Origin of the sequence: Nocardioides aromaticivorans, assembly GCF_013408525.1 — a bacterium.
Classification (GTDB): domain Bacteria; phylum Actinomycetota; class Actinomycetes; order Propionibacteriales; family Nocardioidaceae; genus Nocardioides; species Nocardioides aromaticivorans.
Window position 1 is genome coordinate 17,812 of record NZ_JACBZM010000001.1, and the last position, 18,209, is coordinate 36,020.

Annotated in this window: 16 protein-coding genes; 5 read left to right on the forward strand and 11 right to left on the reverse strand. The window is 72.5% G+C overall.

Annotation, left to right across the window (positions count from 1 at the left end):
- Positions 1-36 precede the first annotated feature (36 nt).
- On the reverse strand, positions 37-1,419 hold the full coding sequence (locus BJ993_RS00105) for an aspartate aminotransferase family protein (RefSeq protein WP_179647286.1): 1,383 nt from the start codon (positions 1,417-1,419) through the stop codon (positions 37-39).
- A 10-nt stretch (positions 1,420-1,429) separates the two neighbouring features.
- Positions 1,430-2,920: a CoA-acylating methylmalonate-semialdehyde dehydrogenase gene (locus BJ993_RS00110; RefSeq protein ID WP_179647287.1), complete on the reverse strand. Its 1,491-nt coding sequence runs from the start codon at positions 2,918-2,920 to the stop codon at positions 1,430-1,432.
- 60 nt (positions 2,921-2,980) lie between these two features.
- Between BJ993_RS00110 and BJ993_RS00115 the strand changes: the two genes are divergently transcribed.
- A complete protein-coding gene (locus BJ993_RS00115; protein WP_179647288.1) occupies positions 2,981-4,339 on the forward strand; it encodes an aminotransferase-like domain-containing protein in 1,359 nt (452 codons plus the stop codon).
- Between the two features lie 36 nt (positions 4,340-4,375).
- On the opposite strand, the gene BJ993_RS00120 is transcribed toward BJ993_RS00115, so the two are convergent.
- Entirely contained in the window at positions 4,376-5,131 is a 756-nt protein-coding gene (locus BJ993_RS00120) for a ZIP family metal transporter (protein ID WP_207006041.1), read from the reverse strand.
- Positions 5,132-5,279: 148 nt separating this feature from the next.
- Positions 5,280-6,353: an NADH:flavin oxidoreductase gene (locus tag BJ993_RS00125; RefSeq protein ID WP_308645428.1), complete on the reverse strand. Its 1,074-nt coding sequence runs from the start codon at positions 6,351-6,353 to the stop codon at positions 5,280-5,282.
- A gap of 382 nt (positions 6,354-6,735) precedes the next feature.
- Between BJ993_RS00125 and BJ993_RS00130 the strand changes: the two genes are divergently transcribed.
- The gene (locus BJ993_RS00130) at positions 6,736-7,404 is read left to right on the forward strand and encodes a lysophospholipid acyltransferase family protein (protein WP_308645429.1); all 669 of its coding nucleotides are present in this window, start codon (positions 6,736-6,738) and stop codon (positions 7,402-7,404) included.
- A gap of 4 nt (positions 7,405-7,408) precedes the next feature.
- Here BJ993_RS00130 and BJ993_RS00135 read toward each other — a convergent pair whose 3' ends face one another.
- Positions 7,409-7,774 carry a YciI family protein gene (locus BJ993_RS00135; protein WP_036544761.1) on the reverse strand — a complete coding sequence of 122 codons (366 nt, stop codon included), beginning with the start codon at positions 7,772-7,774 and terminating at the stop codon, positions 7,409-7,411.
- 163 nt (positions 7,775-7,937) lie between these two features.
- On the opposite strand from BJ993_RS00135, the gene BJ993_RS00140 reads away from it, so the two are divergent.
- Both BJ993_RS00140 and BJ993_RS00145 read left to right on the forward strand, forming a co-directional pair.
- Entirely contained in the window at positions 7,938-8,285 is a 348-nt protein-coding gene (locus tag BJ993_RS00140) for a hypothetical protein (protein WP_179647290.1), read from the forward strand.
- An 86-nt stretch (positions 8,286-8,371) separates the two neighbouring features.
- The gene (locus tag BJ993_RS00145; RefSeq protein ID WP_179647291.1) at positions 8,372-8,974 is read left to right on the forward strand and encodes a hypothetical protein; all 603 of its coding nucleotides are present in this window, start codon (positions 8,372-8,374) and stop codon (positions 8,972-8,974) included.
- 21 nt (positions 8,975-8,995) lie between these two features.
- Here BJ993_RS00145 and BJ993_RS00150 read toward each other — a convergent pair whose 3' ends face one another.
- Entirely contained in the window at positions 8,996-9,418 is a 423-nt protein-coding gene (locus BJ993_RS00150; RefSeq protein WP_179647292.1) for an SRPBCC family protein, read from the reverse strand.
- Positions 9,419-9,490: 72 nt separating this feature from the next.
- Here BJ993_RS00150 and BJ993_RS00155 point away from each other — a divergent pair, with 72 nt between their 5' ends.
- Complete coding sequence (locus BJ993_RS00155) at positions 9,491-10,279, forward strand: MBL fold metallo-hydrolase (RefSeq protein WP_179647293.1); 789 nt, start codon at positions 9,491-9,493, stop codon at positions 10,277-10,279.
- Positions 10,280-10,306: 27 nt separating this feature from the next.
- Here BJ993_RS00155 and treZ read toward each other — a convergent pair whose 3' ends face one another.
- From treZ to BJ993_RS00180, 5 genes are all read right to left on the reverse strand, one after another.
- Positions 10,307-12,034, reverse strand: coding sequence for a malto-oligosyltrehalose trehalohydrolase (gene treZ, locus BJ993_RS00160; RefSeq protein WP_179647294.1), 1,728 nt, complete (start codon positions 12,032-12,034; stop codon positions 10,307-10,309).
- Positions 12,031-14,379: a malto-oligosyltrehalose synthase gene (gene treY, locus BJ993_RS00165; RefSeq protein ID WP_179647295.1), complete on the reverse strand. Its 2,349-nt coding sequence runs from the start codon at positions 14,377-14,379 to the stop codon at positions 12,031-12,033. The genes treZ and treY overlap by 4 nt, the downstream gene beginning before the upstream one ends.
- Entirely contained in the window at positions 14,376-16,568 is a 2,193-nt protein-coding gene (glgX, locus tag BJ993_RS00170; RefSeq protein WP_179647296.1) for a glycogen debranching protein GlgX, read from the reverse strand. The genes treY and glgX overlap by 4 nt, the downstream gene beginning before the upstream one ends.
- 88 nt (positions 16,569-16,656) lie before the next feature.
- Positions 16,657-16,980 (reverse strand): hypothetical protein, encoded by a 324-nt coding sequence (locus BJ993_RS00175; protein ID WP_036544748.1) that lies wholly within the window; start codon positions 16,978-16,980, stop codon positions 16,657-16,659.
- An 8-nt stretch (positions 16,981-16,988) separates the two neighbouring features.
- On the reverse strand, positions 16,989-18,209 hold the full coding sequence (locus tag BJ993_RS00180; RefSeq protein WP_179647297.1) for a fatty acid desaturase family protein: 1,221 nt from the start codon (positions 18,207-18,209) through the stop codon (positions 16,989-16,991).

Sequence of the window (18,209 nt, forward strand, 5' to 3'; positions counted from 1 at the left end):
CGCTGGCGCTCGTCGCACCTCAACCACCGGGACGGTTCAGGCGCCGGTGTAGTGCTTGTCGGCCTCGTCGAGCGCCTTGTCCAGCACCGCGATGCCGGCCAGCACGTCCTCGTCGCTGGTCGTGCACGGCGGGACGACGTGCGTGCGGTTGAAGTGCACGAACGGCCACACCCCGCCGGCCTTGCACGCCGCCGCGAACGCCGCCATCGGGGCCGCGTCGGCGCCGGAGGCGTTGAAGGGCACGAGCGGCTCGCGCGTCGTACGGTCGCGGACCAGCTCGAGGGCCCAGAAGACACCGAGGCCGCGGACCTCGCCGACGCTCGGGTGCTTGTCCGCGAGGGCGCGCAGGGCCGGGCCGATCACGTCGTCGCCGAGGCGACGGGCGTTCTCGACGACCTTCTCCTCGCGCATCACGTTGATCGACGCGACGGCCGAGGCGCAGGCCAGCGGGTGGCCGGAGTAGGTCAGCCCGCCGGGGAACGGACGGTCGGCGAAGGTCGCCGCGATCCGCTCCGAGATGACCACGCCGCCGAGCGGGACGTAGCCGGAGTTGACGCCCTTGGCGAACGTGATCAGGTCGGGTACGACGCCCCACCGGTCGACCGCGAACCACTCGCCGCAGCGGGCGAAGCCGGCCATCACCTCGTCGGCGATCATCACGATGCCGAACTCGTCGCACAGCGCCCGGACCCCGGCGAGGTAGCCCTCCGGCGGCACCAGGATGCCGTTCGTGCCGACCACCGTCTCGAGGATGATCGCCGCGATCGTCTGCGGGCCCTCGACAGCGACCAGGTCGCGCAGGTGCGCCAGGGCGCGCTCGCACTCCTCGGCCTCGGTGGTGGCGTGGAACGCCGAGCGGTAGGGGTAGGGACCCCAGTAGCGGACGATCCCGGAGATGCCGGGCTCGGAGGCCCAGCGCCGCGGGTCGCCGGTCAGCGCGATCGCGCCGGCCGTGGCGCCGTGGTAGCTCCGGTAGGCCGAGAGCACCTTGTGCCGGCCGGTGTGCACGCGCGCCATCCGGATGGCGTTCTCGTTGGCCTCGGCGCCGCCGTTGGTGAAGAACACCTTGTCCAGGTCGCCGGGAGCGACCTCCGCGATCAGCCGGGCGGCCTCGGCCCGCACGTCGTTGCCGAAGCCGGGGGCGAGGGTGGCCAGCCGGCCGGCCTGCTCCTGGATCGCGGCCACCACGGCCGGGTGCTGGTGGCCGATGTTGACGTTGACCAGCTGCGAGGAGAAGTCGAGGAAGCGGTTGCCGTCGCCGTCCCAGAAGAAGCTGCCCTCCGCCCGCGTGACCGACAGGGGCGCGATCTGCGCCTGGGCCGACCAGGAGTGGAAGACGTGGGCCTTGTCGAGGCGCCGGATCGTCTCGGCGTCGTACGACGGCAGGAGACTCGCGCTGCCGGAGGTGGAGTCACTCATCGCGGGCTCCTCAGCGGGTGCGCGGGAAGCCGAGGTCGACGCTCGAGGTGGCCGGGTCGGGCCAGCGCGAGGTGACGACCTTGCCGCGGGTGTAGAAGTTGATGCCCTCGGGCCCGTACATGTGGGTGTCGCCGAAGAGGGAGTCCTTCCAGCCGCCGAAGGAGTAGTAGGCGACCGGCACCGGGATCGGCACGTTGATGCCGACCATGCCGACCTCGACGTCGAACTGGAACTGCCGGGCCGCGCCGCCGTCACGGGTGAAGATCGCGGTGCCGTTGGCGAACTGGTTGGAGTTGATCAGCTCGAGGCCCTCCTCGTAGGTCTCCACCCGGACCACGCCGAGCACCGGGCCGAAGATCTCGTCGCGGTAGCAGGTCATGTCGGGCGTGACGTGGTCGAGCAGGGTCGTGCCGAGGAAGAAGCCGTCGGTGGGGACGTCGGCCGCGCGACCGTCGACGACCACGCTCGCCCCCTGGGCCTCGCCGGAGTCGACGTACGACGCCACCTTGTCGCGGTGCTCGCGGGTGATGAGCGGGCCCATGTCGGTGCCCGGCTCCGCGCCGTCGCCGACGACGAGCTTGGGCAGGCGCACGGCGATCGCCTCGACCAGCGGGTCGGCGATGTCGCCGACCGCGACCGCGACGGACAGCGCCATGCAGCGCTCGCCGGCGGCACCGTAGGCGGCCGAGACGATGGCGTCGGCGGCGACGTCGAGGTCGGCGTCGGGCAGCACGAGGGCGTGGTTCTTCGCGCCGCCGAGGGCCTGGACGCGCTTGCCGTGGGCCGTGCCGGTCTCGTAGATGTACTGCGCGATCGGGGTCGAGCCGACGAAGCTGACGGCCGCGATGTCGGGGTGGGTCAGCAGCGCGTCGACCGCCTCCTTGTCGCCGTGGACGACGGTGAAGACGCCGTCCGGCAGGCCGGCCTCCTTCCACAGCTGCGCCAGGAAGAGAGCGGCCGAGGGGTCCTTCTCGCTCGGCTTGAGGACGAACGCGTTGCCGCAGGCGATGGCGTTGGCGCACATCCAGAGCGGGACCATCGCCGGGAAGTTGAAGGGCGTGATGCCGGCGACGACGCCGAGCGGCTGGCGGATGTTGTAGACGTCGACGCCGGTCGCGGCCTGCTCGGAGAAGCCGCCCTTGAGCAGCTGCGGGACACCGGCGGCGAACTCGACGTTCTCCAGGCCGCGGGCGATCTCGCCGAGGGCGTCGGCGTGCACCTTGCCGTGCTCGGCGGTGATGATCCGGGCCAGCTCGTCGGAGCGGTCGTGGAGCAGCTGGCGGAAGGCGAAGACGACGCCGGAGCGCTGCGAGAGCGACGAGCTGCGCCACTGCTTCGCGGCCTCGACCGCGGTCGCGACCGCTGCGGAGACCTCGGCGGTCGAGGCGAGGTCGACCTGCCCCGAGACGGCGCCGGTGGCCGGGTTGAAGACGTCAGCGGTGCGACCCGAGGTGCCCGCGACGACGCGGCCCTCGATCCAGTGCGAGATGCGGGTGCTCATGCACCACAGATTATGTTCCATCTCTAGCCACAGCAAAGAGCGTATTGCTATGTTGCAAAGGTGCCGACGCCGTCGAAGGAGCTCATCTCCGGGATCGAGACCCGGCTCGCCGAGCCCACCTCCAAGGGCCTCGCCGCCGCTGTCGGCCGGGCGATCCGCGACGGCGTGCTGGCCCCGGGCGACCGCCTGCCGCCGATCCGCGAGCTCGCGCACGAGCTGGCCCTCTCCCCCACGACCGTCAGCGCCGCCTGGGCCCTGCTGACCCGCGCCGGGACCCTGCGGACCGCCGGACGTCGCGGCACGGTCGTCGCCGACACCTCCGCCCCGCGCACCGGCCGCTACCAGCAGGCGCTGGAGAAGCCGGCCGCCTTCCCGCTCGACCTGTCCACCGGCGTGCCCGACGAGGAGCTGCTGCCCGCCCTCGGTGGCGCCCTGCAGGCACTCACCACCGCCGGCACACCGCACTCCTACCTCGACGACCCCGTCCTGCCCGAGCTGCGCGAGGTCCTGCTCGCCTCCTGGCCCTACGAGCCGGAGGCGCTGACGGTCGTCGACGGAGCGATGGACGGGCTGGAGCTCGTGCTCCGCAGCCGGCTGCAGTACGGCGACCGCGTGGTCGTCGAGCACCCCGGCTTCCCTCCCCTGCTGGACCTGCTCGAGGCCCTGGGCGCCGTGGTCGTCGGGGTGCCGCTCGACAGCGAGGGCATCGAGCCGGGACCACTCGAGGACGCCCTGGCAGAGCCGATCGCCGCCGTGGTCCTGCAGCCGCGCGCGCAGAACCCCACGGGGGCCTCGACGAGCCCGGCCCGGGCCTCGGTGCTGGCGGACCTGCTCCGCGACCACGACGTGCTCGTCGTCGAGGACGACTCCGCGAGCGCCCTCGGCGGCCCCGCCCCGGTCACCCTCGCCACCCACCTCCCCGACCAGACCGTCCACCTGCGCAGCTACTCCAAGTCGCACGGCCCCGACCTGCGCCTCGCCGCCCTCAGCGGCCCGGCACCGGTCGTCGACGGCGTGCGCCACCTGCGCCAGCTCGGCCAGGGCTGGAGCAGCCGCCTGCTCCAGCGGATCCTGCTCCACCTGCTCACCGACCCCGGCTCGCGCGCGGAGGTCGAGGCCGCCCGCGTCGAGTACGCCGCCCGTCGTACCGCCTTCGTCGACGCGCTCGCCGCCGAGGGTGTCGAGGTGGGTGGCGTCGAGGGGCTCAACGTGTGGGTCCCCGTCCACGACCAGGAGGCCGCGCTCGTCCGGCTCGCCAGCCAGGGCATCGGCGTGGCCGCGGGCTCGCCCTTCCAGCTGCTCCCCGACGACCCGCACGTCCGGGTCACGTGCGGGTTGGTGCGGGAGGACCTGCCTGCCGTTGCGGCCGCTGTCGCTGCGGCGGCGCGGACGGGAGGGTGGGGCAACCGGGCGCGGTGAGCGTCAGGGACAGCCGGGACACGCCGACGGCCGAGGTCAGCCGCGCTCGAGCGCGAAGGCCAGGGCGAAGCCGACGGCGGCGATGAGGCCCACGTAGAGATGGGTGCGCTCGAAGGCCTCCGGGATCATGGTGTCCGCGATCATCGTCAGGATCGCTCCCGCCGCGAGTGCGGTGATCACGGCGACTCCTTCGGGCGAGGCGTCCCGGAGCAGCAGGCACCCGAGCATGCCGGCGATACCGCTGGCCAGGGCAATGCCTCCCCAGGTCGTGAAGACGAAGCGAGCGCTCCGGCCCGCTCGCTTCATGCCAGCCGCGCTGGAAAGGCCCTCCGGGAGGTTGGAGATGAAGATCGCAGCCAGGACGGGCACTCCGACCCCGCCGCCGCCCAGCAGGGAGAGCCCCAGGACCACCGACTCCGGGACGCCGTCCAGCAGTGCTCCCACGGCGATGGCGCTGCCGCTGCCCGGGTGGTCGTCCTCGGTGGCTTGCTGGTCCTCGGAGCGCTTGCGGTGCCGTGCCCCGCGTCTCGCGAGCACGAGGTTTGCCCCAACGTAGGCCGTCGCACCGACCAGGAACCCCAGCAACGTGGGCCCCAGGCCCCCGGTGGCCTCGGCCTCGTCGACCAGGTCGAACGCCAACGCCGAGATGAGGACCCCCGCCCCGAAGGCCATGATCGAAGCGACCACGGACCGCGGCACGGGGACGAACCACGCGATCGCCGCCCCGACCACCAGTGCGCTTCCGGCGAGCAGCCCCCATAGACCTGCGTCCAGCCAGACCGGCGTGTTCACGATTACTCCGTCCTCCGGGGCGTGGGCTCGCGATACCCCGGCCCTCCCCGGGCATCCTGTCGCGTCGAGGAGAGGCCCCGTCTCGGTGGTCCACGCAGTCGACCACGCTGCCTTGCGACAGGACGCAGCAACCGAGGAACGGCGCCGTTCAGGCGATGAGGTCGTCCCACCCGGCGGCGAGGTAGTCGATGAAGAGCGGGCCGACGTGCTCGGCGCGGAGGTCCGCCGCCGGCACCGGACGCTCGCGGGCCCGGAAGCCGGGGTCGGCCAACGACCGGGCGGCGAAGTCGTGGTGCAGGATCGCGCCGATCCCGACGGTGACGAAGTCGGCGCCCTGTTCCAGGCACCAGCGCGCCTCCTCCGCGGACGTCACTCCCCCGGCGACGCCGAGGAGGGCGCCGTGGCGAGGGAGGTCCGTGAAGTGCTCGACGAGCCGCCCGTCGACCGTCGTGTCGCGCGGGCACATCGTCACGTCCCACAGCGACATGTCGAGGAAGTCCAACAGCTCCGTCGCCAGCAGCGACCGGGCGGTCTCGCGCGCCTCGGCGACCGTGACGCCGTATCCCTCGGGCGTGAGGCGGAGGCCGACCTGGAAGTCGGGCCCGGTGGCGGCACGGATCCCGGTCAGCACCTCGTGCAGCACCCGCATCCGGTCCTCGAGGCTCCCGCCGTAGCCGTCGGTCCGGTGGTTCGAGCGGCCGTCGAGGAACTGCGCCAACAGGTAGCCGTGGGCGCCGTGCACCTGGACCCCGTCGAAGCCCGCGCGCTCGGCCCGGACCGCGGCGTCGACGAACGCGGCGATGACCCGGTCGACGCCCTCCGGCGTCAGTGCGACGGCATCCTTGCGGGGCTCGTCCCACGGGGCGACATTCGGTACGCCGTTGAGGGCCGCGTCGGCGCGCATCCCGGCGTGGTGCAGCTGCACCGCCGAGCGGGTTCCGGTGGCGCGCAGGCTCTGGGCCAGCCGGGTCAGTCCCGGAAGGTGCTCGTCGCTCGCGATGCCGAGCTGTCCGCGCCACGCCCGGCCCTCGGGGGCGACGTACGCCGCGCACGTCACGGTCAGCCCGAAGCCGCCGCGACCGCGCGCCACCAGCCAGTCGTGCTCGTCGTCGGACAAGGTGCCGTCGTCGTTGCTCTGGGTGTTGGTCAGCGGGGCGAGCGCGAGCCGGTTGCGCCAGAGCGGTCCGTGCGCAGGTCGGAGCGTGTCGGTGAGGGCGGCCACCCTCGCATTCTGGCAGGGGCCTGCTCGCCTCCCGCCGGCGCGCCGTACGACGGTGTCGAGTCGCGACCTGCTGAAGGACCTGCCCATCGCCATGAATGACCACGAACCCAGCACCCGGCCGTTGCCACTTCTGGGCCACCGGACGGGCACTTCATGCACATGTCAGGCGTTGCAACGCCTGACATGTGCATGAATCCCCGGTCGACCGGGGATTCATGCAGCGACCGACCACCGCACCCACCCCACCCAGCCGCCGCCAGCCCCGCTGCGCCCACACCGACACCGGCCGCTACCAGCCCATCGCCTGATGCAGGGCACGCACGCAATCCCACGGTCGTCGTCCCGTCACGCCGCCGCCATCGTCACGCCCTAGGGTGGACCCGTGCTGTACGAGGTCCTCCACTCCGTGGTTCCTCCGCTCGCGCGCGCCATCTGGCGCCCCACCATCGAGGGCGTCGACAACGTGCCGCTGACGGGGCCGGTCCTGTTCGCGAGCAACCACCTGAGCTTCGCGGACAGCGTGGTGATCCCGATCGTGGCGCCGCGCAAGGTGGTGTTCCTGGCGAAGGCGGAGTACTTCACGGGCTCCGGGGTCAAGGGCCGGATCAGCAAGGCGTGGTTCGAGGGGCTCGGCATGGTGCCGGTCGACCGCGACGACACCCGCGCGGCCCTGAACTCGCTGGACGTCGCGCTCGAGGTGCTCGGCCGGGGCGAGGCGTTCGGCATCTACCCCGAGGGCACCCGCTCGCGCGACGGACGGCTCTACCGCGGGCGGACCGGCGTGGCGCAGCTGGCGCTCACCGCCGGCGTACCCGTCGTACCCGTCGGCCTCGTCGGCACCGACCACCTCCAGCCGGTCGACTCGAGCTGGCCGCGGCGGGCCAAGGTGACGGTCCGCTTCGGCAAGCCGCTCGACTTCACCGGCCGCTTCGACGGCGTGGCGCCGGGCAAGGCGCGTCGCGAGGCGACCGACGAGATCATGGACGCGATCCACGCGCTGACCGGCCAGGAGCTCGCCGGCGCCTACAACGAGCGCCCGGTCGACGCCTGACCCGTCACGCGAGGCCGTCGAACGGCCGCACCTCGACCTTGCCGCGGCACGCCTTCGACGCGGCGGCGGCGAGCTTGATCGCGACGTCGAGGTCGGGCGCGTCGATCACCCAGAAGCCGGCCATCGCCTCCTTGGTCTCCAGGTAGGGACCGTCGGTCACGACCGGCGTGGCCCCTTGGCCGTCGACGACGGTCGCGTTCGCGGGCGACTGCAGCCCTCCCGCGAACACCCAGTAGCCGTCCGCCTTGAGCTGGTCGTTGAAGGCGCCCGTCTCGGCGAACGACTGCTCCATCTCCTCCTTCGAGCCGTAGCCGAAGAACTCGTCGTCGTACTCGACCGGACCGACCACGGACATCAGGTAGTGCGTCATCGCTGCTCTCCTCGGTTGCGGGCGGTGCCGATCACCGCCTTCACCCCCACCACGAACAGCATCACGTCAGTACGACGACCCGCCAGCGGAAATCTGTCGGCACGGATCCGCCGTGACCCACGTCCCGCGGGTGGAGGCCGCGGGTCGGGGTACCGCCCATCGCATGAACCCGATCTCCACCCTCAAGGGCATCGCCCACGACGTACTGAAGGCACCGTTCACCCTCGCGGGCACGGCGACCCGGCTCGCCCGGAGTGTGATCGGCACGAACAAGGCCGAGTCCGTCCCGCCCGGTCCGGAGGTCGAGGTCTCCCCGGACCGTCCGGTCAACGTGACCGAGGAGCTCGGCCTCGATCCCTCCCCGGTCGCGAAGCCGAAGCGCCCGCGCAAGCAGCCGGCGAAGCCGGTGACGAGCATCGACGCGGAGGCCGACCCGAGCGAGGTCGACGTGACCCCGGCCGACGTCGCCGACGCCGTCTCGCACCGCCCGCCCCGACCTACGGACGGGTAGGGATGGCGCCCGCGGGCGCGGAGGAGTATGCAGGGAGGACCGGCGATGCCGGTCGGGCGTCGCCCTGTCCCTGAGAGGAGTGGGCCGTGTACGCACGCTCGAGCACGTTCCACGGCAGGCCCGAGAACATCGACGCGGGCATCAAGTTCGTCGAGGCCGAGGCAGGCCCGATGCTCGCCCACACCGACGGCTGTCGCGGCCTGTCGCTGCTGGTCGACCGCGACACCGGCTACTGCATCGCCACCAGCTCCTGGGAGACCGAGGAGGCGATGACGGCCAGCGACGCGACATTGCGGTCGATGCGCGAGCGCGGTCGCGACATCCTCGGCGCGTCGATGCAGGTCGACTCGTGGGAGATCGTCGCGATGCACCGCAGCCACCACGGCGAGTGCTGCCGGGTGAGCTGGCTGGAGGGCGACGTCGACACGATGGCCGAGACCTTCCGGACGGTGCTGCTCTCCCAGCTCGAGGAGATGGACGGCTTCTGCAGCGCCAGCCTCCTCGTGGACCGCGCGTCCGGCCTGTGCTGCGCGACCACCACGTGGGAGACGCGGGAGACGATGGAGGCGAGCCGGTCGGCTGCCGACGAGATGCGGACCCGGACCGCGACCGAGGCCTCCGGCCAGGTGGTCGAGGTGCACGAGTTCGAGCTCGCCTACGCCCACCTGCACGTGCCCGAGATGGCCTGAGCCGGGCCGTCCGGCGGAGCGTCAGCCCTTCTTCACCGAACGGACCAGGAGCTGCAGCAGCGTCGTCACGACCGCCTTCAGCGCGACCTGCTCGACCACCGGCAGCCTCTGGTCCGCGGTGAGGGTCCACTCGATGCGGGTGCCCCCGCCGGTCGCGGAGAGCACGACCTCGCCGCTGTAGTTGCGGAACGGCACGCCGCCCAGCGCCTTGTAGCCGAGCACCCGGCCGGCCTCGAAGCGGGTGATCTCCTCGACGATCGCCGGCGCCGGGCCGGGCGCCTTGATCCGTCGTACGGCGCCGACGCCGTTGCGCTCCGGCGCGCCCTCCTCGTCCAGCGACACCTTCATCCCGGGCCCCCACGAGGCCATGCCCTCGTGGTGGGACAGTGAGGCCCACACCTGGTCGACGGGAGCCTGGACGGTGGCAGTTGCGGTGGCGCGCACGGGGAGCCCTTTCGGCGGACGGCAGGAACGGAAAGCGATGCTACGGTCTCGCACCTTCCCTAGAGTCGGCTCATGTCCGAGACGAGGATCACGCACATCGGCGGCCCGACGACGCTGATCGAGGTCGGCGGGTGGCGGATCCTGACCGATCCGACCTTCGACCCGCCGGGCCGGCGTTACTTCTTCGGCTGGGGTACGACGTCGCGCAAGCTCGTGGGCCCCTCGATCCAGCCCGGGGAGCTCGGCCCGGTCGATGCCGTGCTGGTCAGCCACCACCACCACGGGGACAACCTCGACCCGTCGGCCCGCGACCTGCTGCCCACCTGGGGCACGACCGTCACCACCACGAAGGGCGCCGCGAAGCTCGGCAACGGCGCGATCGGGCTCGCGCCCTGGGAGACCACGACGCTCGAGGCGCCGGGCAAGGAGACGATCACCGTCACCGCGACGCCCTGCCGGCACGGACCGGTCGGCAGCGACCCGATCACGGGTCCGGTGATCGGGTTCTCCCTCGCCTGGGCCGGCCAGGAGAACGGGGAGCTCTGGGTCACCGGCGACACCGTGCTGTACCCCGCGCTGCGGGAGGTCCCGTCGCGGCTGCGGATCGGCACCGTGCTGCTGCACCTCGGGTCGGTCCGGTTCCGCTACCTGTCGGGCTGGCTGCGCTACACGATGGACGCCCGCGAGGGTGCCGAGCTGATCGAGCTGGTCGACCCGGCCCACGTGGTGCCGGTGCACTACGAGGGCTGGTCGCACTTCCAGCAGGGTCGCGCCCCCGCCGAGGCCGTGCTCGCGCGGTCGCCGCTCGCCGACCGGATCACGTGGCTCGACCCGGGCGAGGACGTCACCCTGCCGGTCTGATGTCCGGCAGGGGGCGCCGGTCGCGGCTCAGCGTCGTACCAGCACGCCGTTGCCGGGCGGGACCACGACCTCCGCGGCCACGAAGGCGGGGTCGCCGGGCCGGGCGGTGCTGAACAGGACCTCGCCGCTCCCGACCTCCCAGGCGTCCCCACCGAGGTTGACGTGCACCGCGAGCGCCCCGCGCTCCAGGGTCAGCTGTCGGCTCGCCTCGTCGGCCCGGGCCGTCCCGAAGCGGGGGTCGGTGATCCCGGGGAGCTCCCTGCGCAGCGCCGCCAGGCGGCGGTAGCCGGCCAGCACCCGGGCGTGGCGGCCCTCGTCGGCCTCGTCCCAGTCGAGCCGGCTGCGCGCGAAGGTCGCCGGGTCCTGCGGGTCGGGCACCTCGTCGGGGTCCCACCCCATCCGCTCGAACTCGGCGAGGCGGCCCTCCGCGGTCGCCCGCGCCAGCTCCGGCTCGGGGTGGGAGGTGAAGAACGCGAAGGGCGTGCTGGCCGCCCACTCCTCCCCCTGGAAGAGCATCGGGGTGAAGGGCGAGCACAGCGTCAGCAGGGCGGCGCACAGGAGGCGCCCCTCGTCGAGGTGCTCGGCGGTGCGGTCACCGCGCGCACGGTTGCCGACCTGGTCGTGGTTCTGGGCGCACACGACGAGCCGCCACGCGGGCATGTGCTCGGTGTCGACGGGCCGGCCGTGGTCACGGTCGCGGAAGCTCGAGAAGGTGCCGTCGTGGAAGAAGCCGCGATCGAGCACCTTCGCCAGCGCGCCGAGCGGCGCGAAGTCGGCGTAGTAGCCGTCGGTCTCGCCCGTGAGGGCGACGTGGACGGCGTGGTGGAAGTCGTCGCTCCACTGGGCGTCGAGGCCGTAGCCGCCGCCCTCGCGCGGGGTGACCAGGCGGGTGTCGTTGAGGTCGGACTCCGCGATGAGCGTCAGCGGCCGGTTCTGGTGCGCCGACAGCGCGGCGACCTCGACCGCCAGCTCCTCCAGCAGGTGCACGTCGGAGTCGTCGGACAGGGCGTGGACGGCGTCGAGGCGCAGGCCGTCGACGTGGTGGTCGCGCAGCCACATGAGGGCGCTGTCGATGATGTACCGGCGCACCTCGACCGAGCCCTCGCCGTCGAGGTTGACCAGGTCGCCCCACGTGTTGCGACCGTCCTTCAGGTAGGGACCGAAGCGGGGCAGGTAGTTGCCGGACGGTCCGAGGTGGTTGTGGACCACGTCCTGGATGACCCCGATGCCCGCCTGGTGGCAGGCGTCCACGAAGCGCTGGTACGCCGCCGGGCCGCCGTAGGGCTCGTGCACGGCCGACCACAGCACGCCGTCGTATCCCCAGTTGTGCACCCCGTTGAAGGCGTTGACCGGCATCAGCTCCACGAAACCGACGCCGAGGCCGACGAGGTGGTCGAGCCGGTCTGCCGCCGCGTCGAGCGTGCCCTCCGGGGTGAACGTGCCGACGTGCATCTCGTAGATCGTGGCCCCGGCGAGCTGGCGTCCGGTCCACCCACGGTCCCCCCAGGTGTGCGCCGCGGCGTCGAAGGTGGCCGAGAGCCCGTGCACGCCGTCGGGCTGCCGTCGCGAGCGGGGGTCCGGGAGGGCCTGCTCGTCGTCGTCCAGGAGGTAGCCGTAGCGGGTGCCGTCGGGCACGAGGCCCGGGTCGGCCGCGGGCGCCCACCAGCCACCCGCGACCGACGTCATCGGGTGGACGGCGCCGTCGAGCGCCAGTCGCACGCGCCGCGCACGCGGCGCCCAGACCTCGAACGTCATCGGTCCTCCCGCACGAGGAGGGCGACGGGCAGGTCCGCGAGCAGCGAGCCGACCTCGGCCGCCGCCGGGCGCCCGGTGAGCAGGTCGCGCCACTCCCCCGGCGGTAGGTGCAGGGGGGTCTGCCGCCAGCCGCCGCTGCGTTCGAGCCCGATCGGCATCCGGGTCACGATCGTGAGCGCACCGCCGCGGTCGAAGGCGAGCACGTGCCGCGCAGCGTGCCCGGTCGCCACGACCGGGTCGTACCGGGTGAACAGGTCGGGCCGGTCGCGCCGCAGCCGGAGCGCCGTGCGCACCACGTGCAGCTTGCTGCAGCCGTCGTCGTCCGGCCCGCTGGCCGCGCCGACCGGCGTCCCGGCGGCGAGCGCGGACAGCAGCTTGCGGCGCAGGTCGAAGTCCACGGCCCGGCGGTTGTCGGGGTCGACGAGGCTCTGCTCCCACAGCTCGCTGCCCTGGTAGACGTCGGGGACGCCCGGCACGGTGAGGCTGAGCAGCTTCGCGGCGAGCGCGTTGCTCCAGCCCGGCGTGGCCAGCCGGGCCACGGCCCGCTCCACGAGGGCGGTCACGGCGGGATCGTCGTACAGCGCGTCGACGAGGGTGTGCACCGAGGTCTCGTACGACGGGTCGGGTGCGGTCCAGGTGGTGTGCTCCCCCGCCTCGCGCATCGCCTTCTCGGCGTAGGCGTGGAGGCGCTCGCGCGAGATCGGCCAGGCGCCGACGGCCGCCTGCAGCAGCAGGTGGGGGAAGCCGCCGGGCGGTGCCGGTGCGGCCGCGAGGAGCGCGGCGAGGGTCTCCTCCCACCAGTGCGGCACCTCGGCGAGCACGCTGATCCGCGCGCGGACGTCCTCGCCGCGCTTGGTGTCGTGGGTGCTGAGGGTGGTCATCGCCTCGGGGCTGGTGGCCTGGCGGCGGGCCATGGCGGCGTGGAAGGCGTCGGACCGGATCGAGAACTCCGACGGGTCGCCCCCGACCTCGTTGAGCGAGGTCAGCTGGCTGCGCCGGTAGAAGGCCCGGTCCTCGACCCCCTTCGCCATGATCATCCCGCTCGTCTGCTGGAAGCGCAGCGAGGGCGCCCGGACACGGTCCGCGAGGACCGGCAGGACGAGGTCGAGCGCGTCGGCGAGGTCCGGGCGCTCGGCGCGGACGGCGTCGGCCGCCTGCTGCAGGTGGCGGCGGCCCGCGGGCAGGTAGCTGCGGTAGACGGGGAAGGCGGCGAGCAGCTCGACCAGGACCTCCTCGACGGGCTCGCGCCACGAGCGGTCGGGGTCCACCTCGAGCTCGACGGCGATCTCGCGGGCGATGCGTCGTACCTCCGCGTGCAGGATCGTCTCCGCGACGTGACGTTTGCTTGTGCGCACGAGCTCCGGCCAGGGCCGGCCGTCCTCGCGGAGCCGGTCGTCGAGGGCCGCGAGCACCTGGCCGCCGGACGGCTCGACCAGGACCCGGTCGATCAGGGCGAGCGCGTCGTAGCCGGTGGTCCCGGCCGTGCGCCAGCGGGCGGGCAGGTCCTCACCGGGCTCGAGGATCTTCTCCACGACCACCCAGGCGTCGCCGGTGAGGTCCGCCAGGTCGTCGAGGTACGCCGCCGGGTGCCGCAGCCCGTCCGGGTGGTCCACGCGCAGGCCGTCGACCAGCCGCTCGCGGAACCAGCGGGCGATCTCCACGTGGCTCGCCTCGAAGACGTCGCGGTCCTCGACCCGCACGCCGGCGAGCGTGTTGACGGCGAAGAAGCGCCGGTAGTCGAGGTCGTCGTCGGCCGCCCGCCAGCTGACCAGCCGGTAGTGCTGGCGCTCGTGCACCAGCTGCGGGTCGTCCGTCCCCTCGTCCGTGCCGGGGGCGATCGGGAAGCGGTGGTCGTGGTAGCCGAGCATGCCGTCGACCAGCCTGAGGTTGGCGATCGGGCCCTCCGGGTCGGGCCGGTCCTCGTCGCCGACGACCGGCAGCAGCACCCGGCCACGACCGGCCACCCAGTCGACGTCGAAGAAGCGTGCGAAGCGCGAGTCGCGGCCGTGCTTGAGCACGTCCCACCACCAGCCGTTGGTCGCCGGGCTCTCCACCCCGACGTGGTTGGGGACGATGTCGACGACGACGCCCATCCCCCGGCGGTGCGCCTCGGCCGAGAGGCGGGCGAGGGCCTCCGGCCCGCCGCGGGCCGGGTCGACGCGGGTGGGGTCGACGACGTCGTACCCGTGGTCGCTGCCGGGATGGGCCTCGAGGATCGGGGAGAGGTACACCCAGCCGACCCCGAGCTCGTCCAGATAGGGCAGCAGCTCGCGGGCGGCGTCGAGGTCGAAGGACTCGCGGACCTGCAGGCGGTAGGTGCTGCTCGGCACCCGGCCGGCGCTCACTGGTCCTCCGCCAGGGAGGCCACGGACGCCGCCGGGCTGACGTCGGCGACCGGCTCCGGCTCGTGCCACTGGCGCAGCACGACGACGCAGCGGTGCGGCAGGGCGAGGATCCCCCCGGCGTCGAGGCGCTGGTCCGTCGCGCAGGTCCCGCTCGTGTCGAGGACCACCTGCCAGGACGCGGCGTACTCCTCGTCGGGGAGGGTCACGTCCCGCGCGTCGTCGCCGTTGAGGAGGAGCAGGAGGTGGTCGTCGCGGATCGCCCGTCCCTGGCGGTCGCGGCCGGCGATGCCGTCGCCGTTGAGGTACATCCCCAGCGTGCGCAGGTCTCCCCAGTCCTCGTCCTCCATCGGACGGCCCTCCGGGTGGAGCCAGACGATGTCGTTGAGCCGCTCCCCCTCCCCTGCGCGCACCGTCGTCCCGGTGAAGAAGCGCTGGCGGCGCAGCGACGGGTGCTTCCGGCGCAGGCGGGTCAGCTCGGCGACGAACTCGCACAGCGGACGGTCGACCCGCTCCCAGTCGACCCAGCTCAGCGCGGAGTCCTGGGCGTAGGTGTTGTTGTTGCCCTGCTGGGTGCGCCCCAGCTCGTCGCCGTGCAGCACCATCGGCACGCCCTGGCTGAGCAGCAACGTCGCGAGCAGGTTGCGCTGGTCGCGGGCGCGCGCCTCGTTGATGCCGGGGTCGTCGGTCGGCCCCTCGACACCGTGGTTCCACGAGCGGTTGTCGTCGGCGCCGTCACGCCCGTCCTCGCCGTTGGCGTCGTTGTGCTTGCTCTCGTAGGACACCAGGTCGCGCAGCGTGAACCCGTCGTGCGCGGTCACGAAGTTGATGCTCGCGACCGGCCGCCGCCCGGTGTGCTCGTAGAGGTCGGCCGAACCCGCGAGGCGGCTGGCGAGCTCGCCGAGGTTGTGCTCGCCGCGCCAGAAGTCGCGGACCGTGTCGCGGTAGGCGCCGTTCCACTCCGTCCACTGCGGCGGGAACCCGCCGACCTGGTAGCCGCCGGGACCGACGTCCCACGGCTCGGCGATCAGCTTCACCTGGCTGACCACCGGGTCCTGCTGCACCAGCTCGAAGAAGGTGGCGAGCCGGTCGACGTCGTAGAACTCGCGGGCGAGGGCCGAGGCGAGGTCGAAGCGGAAGCCGTCGACGTGCATCTCGGTGACCCAGTAGCGCAGCGAGTCCATGATCAGCTGCAGGGAGTGTGGGTTGCCGGCGTTGAGCGAGTTCCCCGTGCCGGTGTAGTCCATGTAGTACTGCCGGTCGTCGTCCACGAGCCGGTAGTAGGCGGGGTTGTCGATGCCCTTGAAGCTCAGGGTCGGGCCGAGGTGGTTGCCCTCCGCGGTGTGGTTGTAGACCACGTCGAGGATGACCTCGATGCCGGCGTCGTGCAGCGCCTTGACCATCGCCTTGAACTCCTGGACCTGGTGGCCCGGGTCCGGGCTGGCCGCGTAGCCCCCGTGCGGGGCGAAGAAGCCGAGCGTGTTGTAGCCCCAGTAGTTGCGCAGTCCCCGCTGGAGCAGGACGTCGTCGTGCACGAACTGGTGCACCGGCATCAGCTCCAGCGCGGTGACGCCGAGGCCCTGGAGGTGCTCGACGACGGCCGGGTGGGCCAGCCCGCCGTACGTCCCGCGCAGGTCCTCCGGCACCTCCGGGTGGGTCGCCGTGAGGCCCTTGACGTGGGCCTCGTAGATCACGGTCTCGGCGTACGGCGTGCGCGGGGGCCGGTCGCCCTCCCAGTCGAACCACGGGTTGGTGACGACCCCGAGCACCATCTGCTGGAGCGAGTCGTCGTCGTTGCGCGAGTCCGGGTCGCCGAAGTCGTAGCCGAAGAGGCTCTGGCCCCAGTCGACCTCGCCCACCGTCGCCTTCGCGTAGGGGTCGAGCAGCAGCTTCGCCGGGTTGCAGCGCAGCCCCTGCGCCGGGTCCCACGGGCCGTGCACCCGGTAGCCGTAGAGCTGGCCGGGCTGGACCTGCGGCAGGTAGGCGTGCCAGACGTAGCCGTCGACCTCGGTGAGCTCGACCCGCGTCTCCTGGCGGGACCCGTCGGCGTCGACGTCGACCAGGCAGAGCTCGACCCGGTCCGCGACCTCGCTGAAGAGCGCGAAGTTGGTCCCGCTTCCGTCGAAGGTCGCGCCGAGGGGGTACGCCGCCCCGGGCCAGGTCTCGACGGTACGGCGGGGCTGCGTCTGCATCGCCGCGCAGTACCCGCACCGCCCCAGCCCACCCTCGGATTCGTGGTGGCGCGGGTCACGTCCGCGCCCGGCGACGGGTGCGTGGGGCTCACAGGAGCGAGTTCGGCACGAAGCGCGGCTCCTCGTCGGGGTCGTCGCGTCCGGGCCGGACGAACTCGAAGCCGCCCGTGCGCACCAGCACGTGGCCGGGTCCGGCGGCCCGGAGCAGGTCCTGGCCGCACTCCTCGTGCAGCGGTGGCAGGTGGAAGGAGTTCCGGTCGTGCTCGTCGTGGTCGCCGACGAAGACGACGGGGCGACCGAGGCTTCGCCCGCACCTGCCGCACACCCGGGCGAGCGCGCACCGGACGACGGTACGACGGTCGAGGACGCCGTCGCACCACGCGAACCCGACGAGGGTGGGCGGAGCGGGCACGGCCGTGCTCAGGCGGAGGCCTGGTCGGAGCGGGACCAGCCCCCGAGCTCGCGCCGGCGCTGCTGACGGGCCTCCTGCCGCCGGCGACCGTGCTCGATGGTCACGTCGGTGCCGGTCGGCGGCTTGTCGTCGCTGGTGAGCCGGTTGGGGAGCGACAGCTTCATGATCACGCGCAGGACCTGGCCGTACTGCCGGTGCAGCGGTCCGGTGGTGTACGGGATGTCGTACTTGTCGCACAGCTCGCGGACCCGAGGGGCGATCTGCGCGTACCGGTTGCTGGGCAGGTCCGGGAACAGGTGGTGCTCGATCTGGTAGCCGAGGTTGCCGCTCATCACGTGCAGCAGCCTGCTGCCCTCGAAGTTGGCGGTGCCGAGGATCTGGCGGAGGTACCACTCGGCGCGCGACTCGTCGTCGAGCTCGTCCTCGGTGAAGTGGAGCGCCCCGTCGGGGAAGTGGCCGCAGAAGATGATCAGGTAGGCCCAGAGGTTGCGCATCAGGTTGGCGCTGGCGTTGGCCTTGATGGTCGAGCGCCAGTGCCTGCCGGTGAGCGCCGGGTACAGCACGTAGTCCTTGAGGATCTGGTTGCGTCCCTTCCTCAGGATCTGCCGCAGCTGGCGCTTCATCTCCTTCGGGTCCTTCTTGCCCTTGCGGATCGCCTCGAGGTCGAGGTCGTGGAGCGCCACGCCCCACTGGAACAGACCGGCGAGCAGGGCGTTGTAGACCGGCTGGCCGAGGTTGACCGGGTGCCACTTCTGCTCGCGGGCCATGCGCAGGACGCCGTACCCGATGTCGTTGTCGTAGCCGAGCACGTTGGTGAACTGGTGGTGGATGTAGTTGTGGCTGTGCTTCCACTGCTCGGCGGGCTGGCCGGTGTCCCACTCCCACGTCGAGGAGTGGATCTCGGGGTCGTTCATCCAATCCCACTGGCCGTGCATGACGTTGTGCCCGATCTCCATGTTCTCGAGGATCTTGGCGAGGCCCAGGCTGACCGCGCTGGCGGCCACCACGGGGCGGCGCACCTTGCCGGGCAGCGGCGCGCTCGCGATCATGCCGATGCGGGCCGCGGCCGCCATCCAGCGCTGGGTGCGGATCACCCGGTTGATGTAGGCGGCGTCGGCCGCGCCCCGGGACTCCTCGATCTCCGCCCGGATGGCGTCGAGCTCGCGGCCGATCTCGTCCACCTCCTCGGGGGTCAGGTGGGCATACTCCGCGACGTCGGCGATGGCCAT

Coding starts and splice junctions, on each gene's coding strand:
- BJ993_RS00105 (WP_179647286.1), bottom strand. CDS start 1,419: ATGAGTGACTCCACCTCCGGCAGCGCGAGTCTCCTGCCGTCGTACGAC.
- BJ993_RS00110 (WP_179647287.1), bottom strand. CDS start 2,920: ATGAGCACCCGCATCTCGCACTGGATCGAGGGCCGCGTCGTCGCGGGC.
- BJ993_RS00135 (WP_036544761.1), bottom strand. CDS start 7,774: ATGACGCACTACCTGATGTCCGTGGTCGGTCCGGTCGAGTACGACGAC.
- BJ993_RS00140 (WP_179647290.1), top strand. CDS start 7,938: ATGAACCCGATCTCCACCCTCAAGGGCATCGCCCACGACGTACTGAAG.
- BJ993_RS00155 (WP_179647293.1), top strand. CDS start 9,491: ATGTCCGAGACGAGGATCACGCACATCGGCGGCCCGACGACGCTGATC.
- treZ (WP_179647294.1), bottom strand. CDS start 12,034: ATGACGTTCGAGGTCTGGGCGCCGCGTGCGCGGCGCGTGCGACTGGCG.
- glgX (WP_179647296.1), bottom strand. CDS start 16,568: ATGCAGACGCAGCCCCGCCGTACCGTCGAGACCTGGCCCGGGGCGGCG.
- BJ993_RS00180 (WP_179647297.1), bottom strand. CDS start 18,209: ATGGCCATCGCCGACGTCGCGGAGTATGCCCACCTGACCCCCGAGGAG.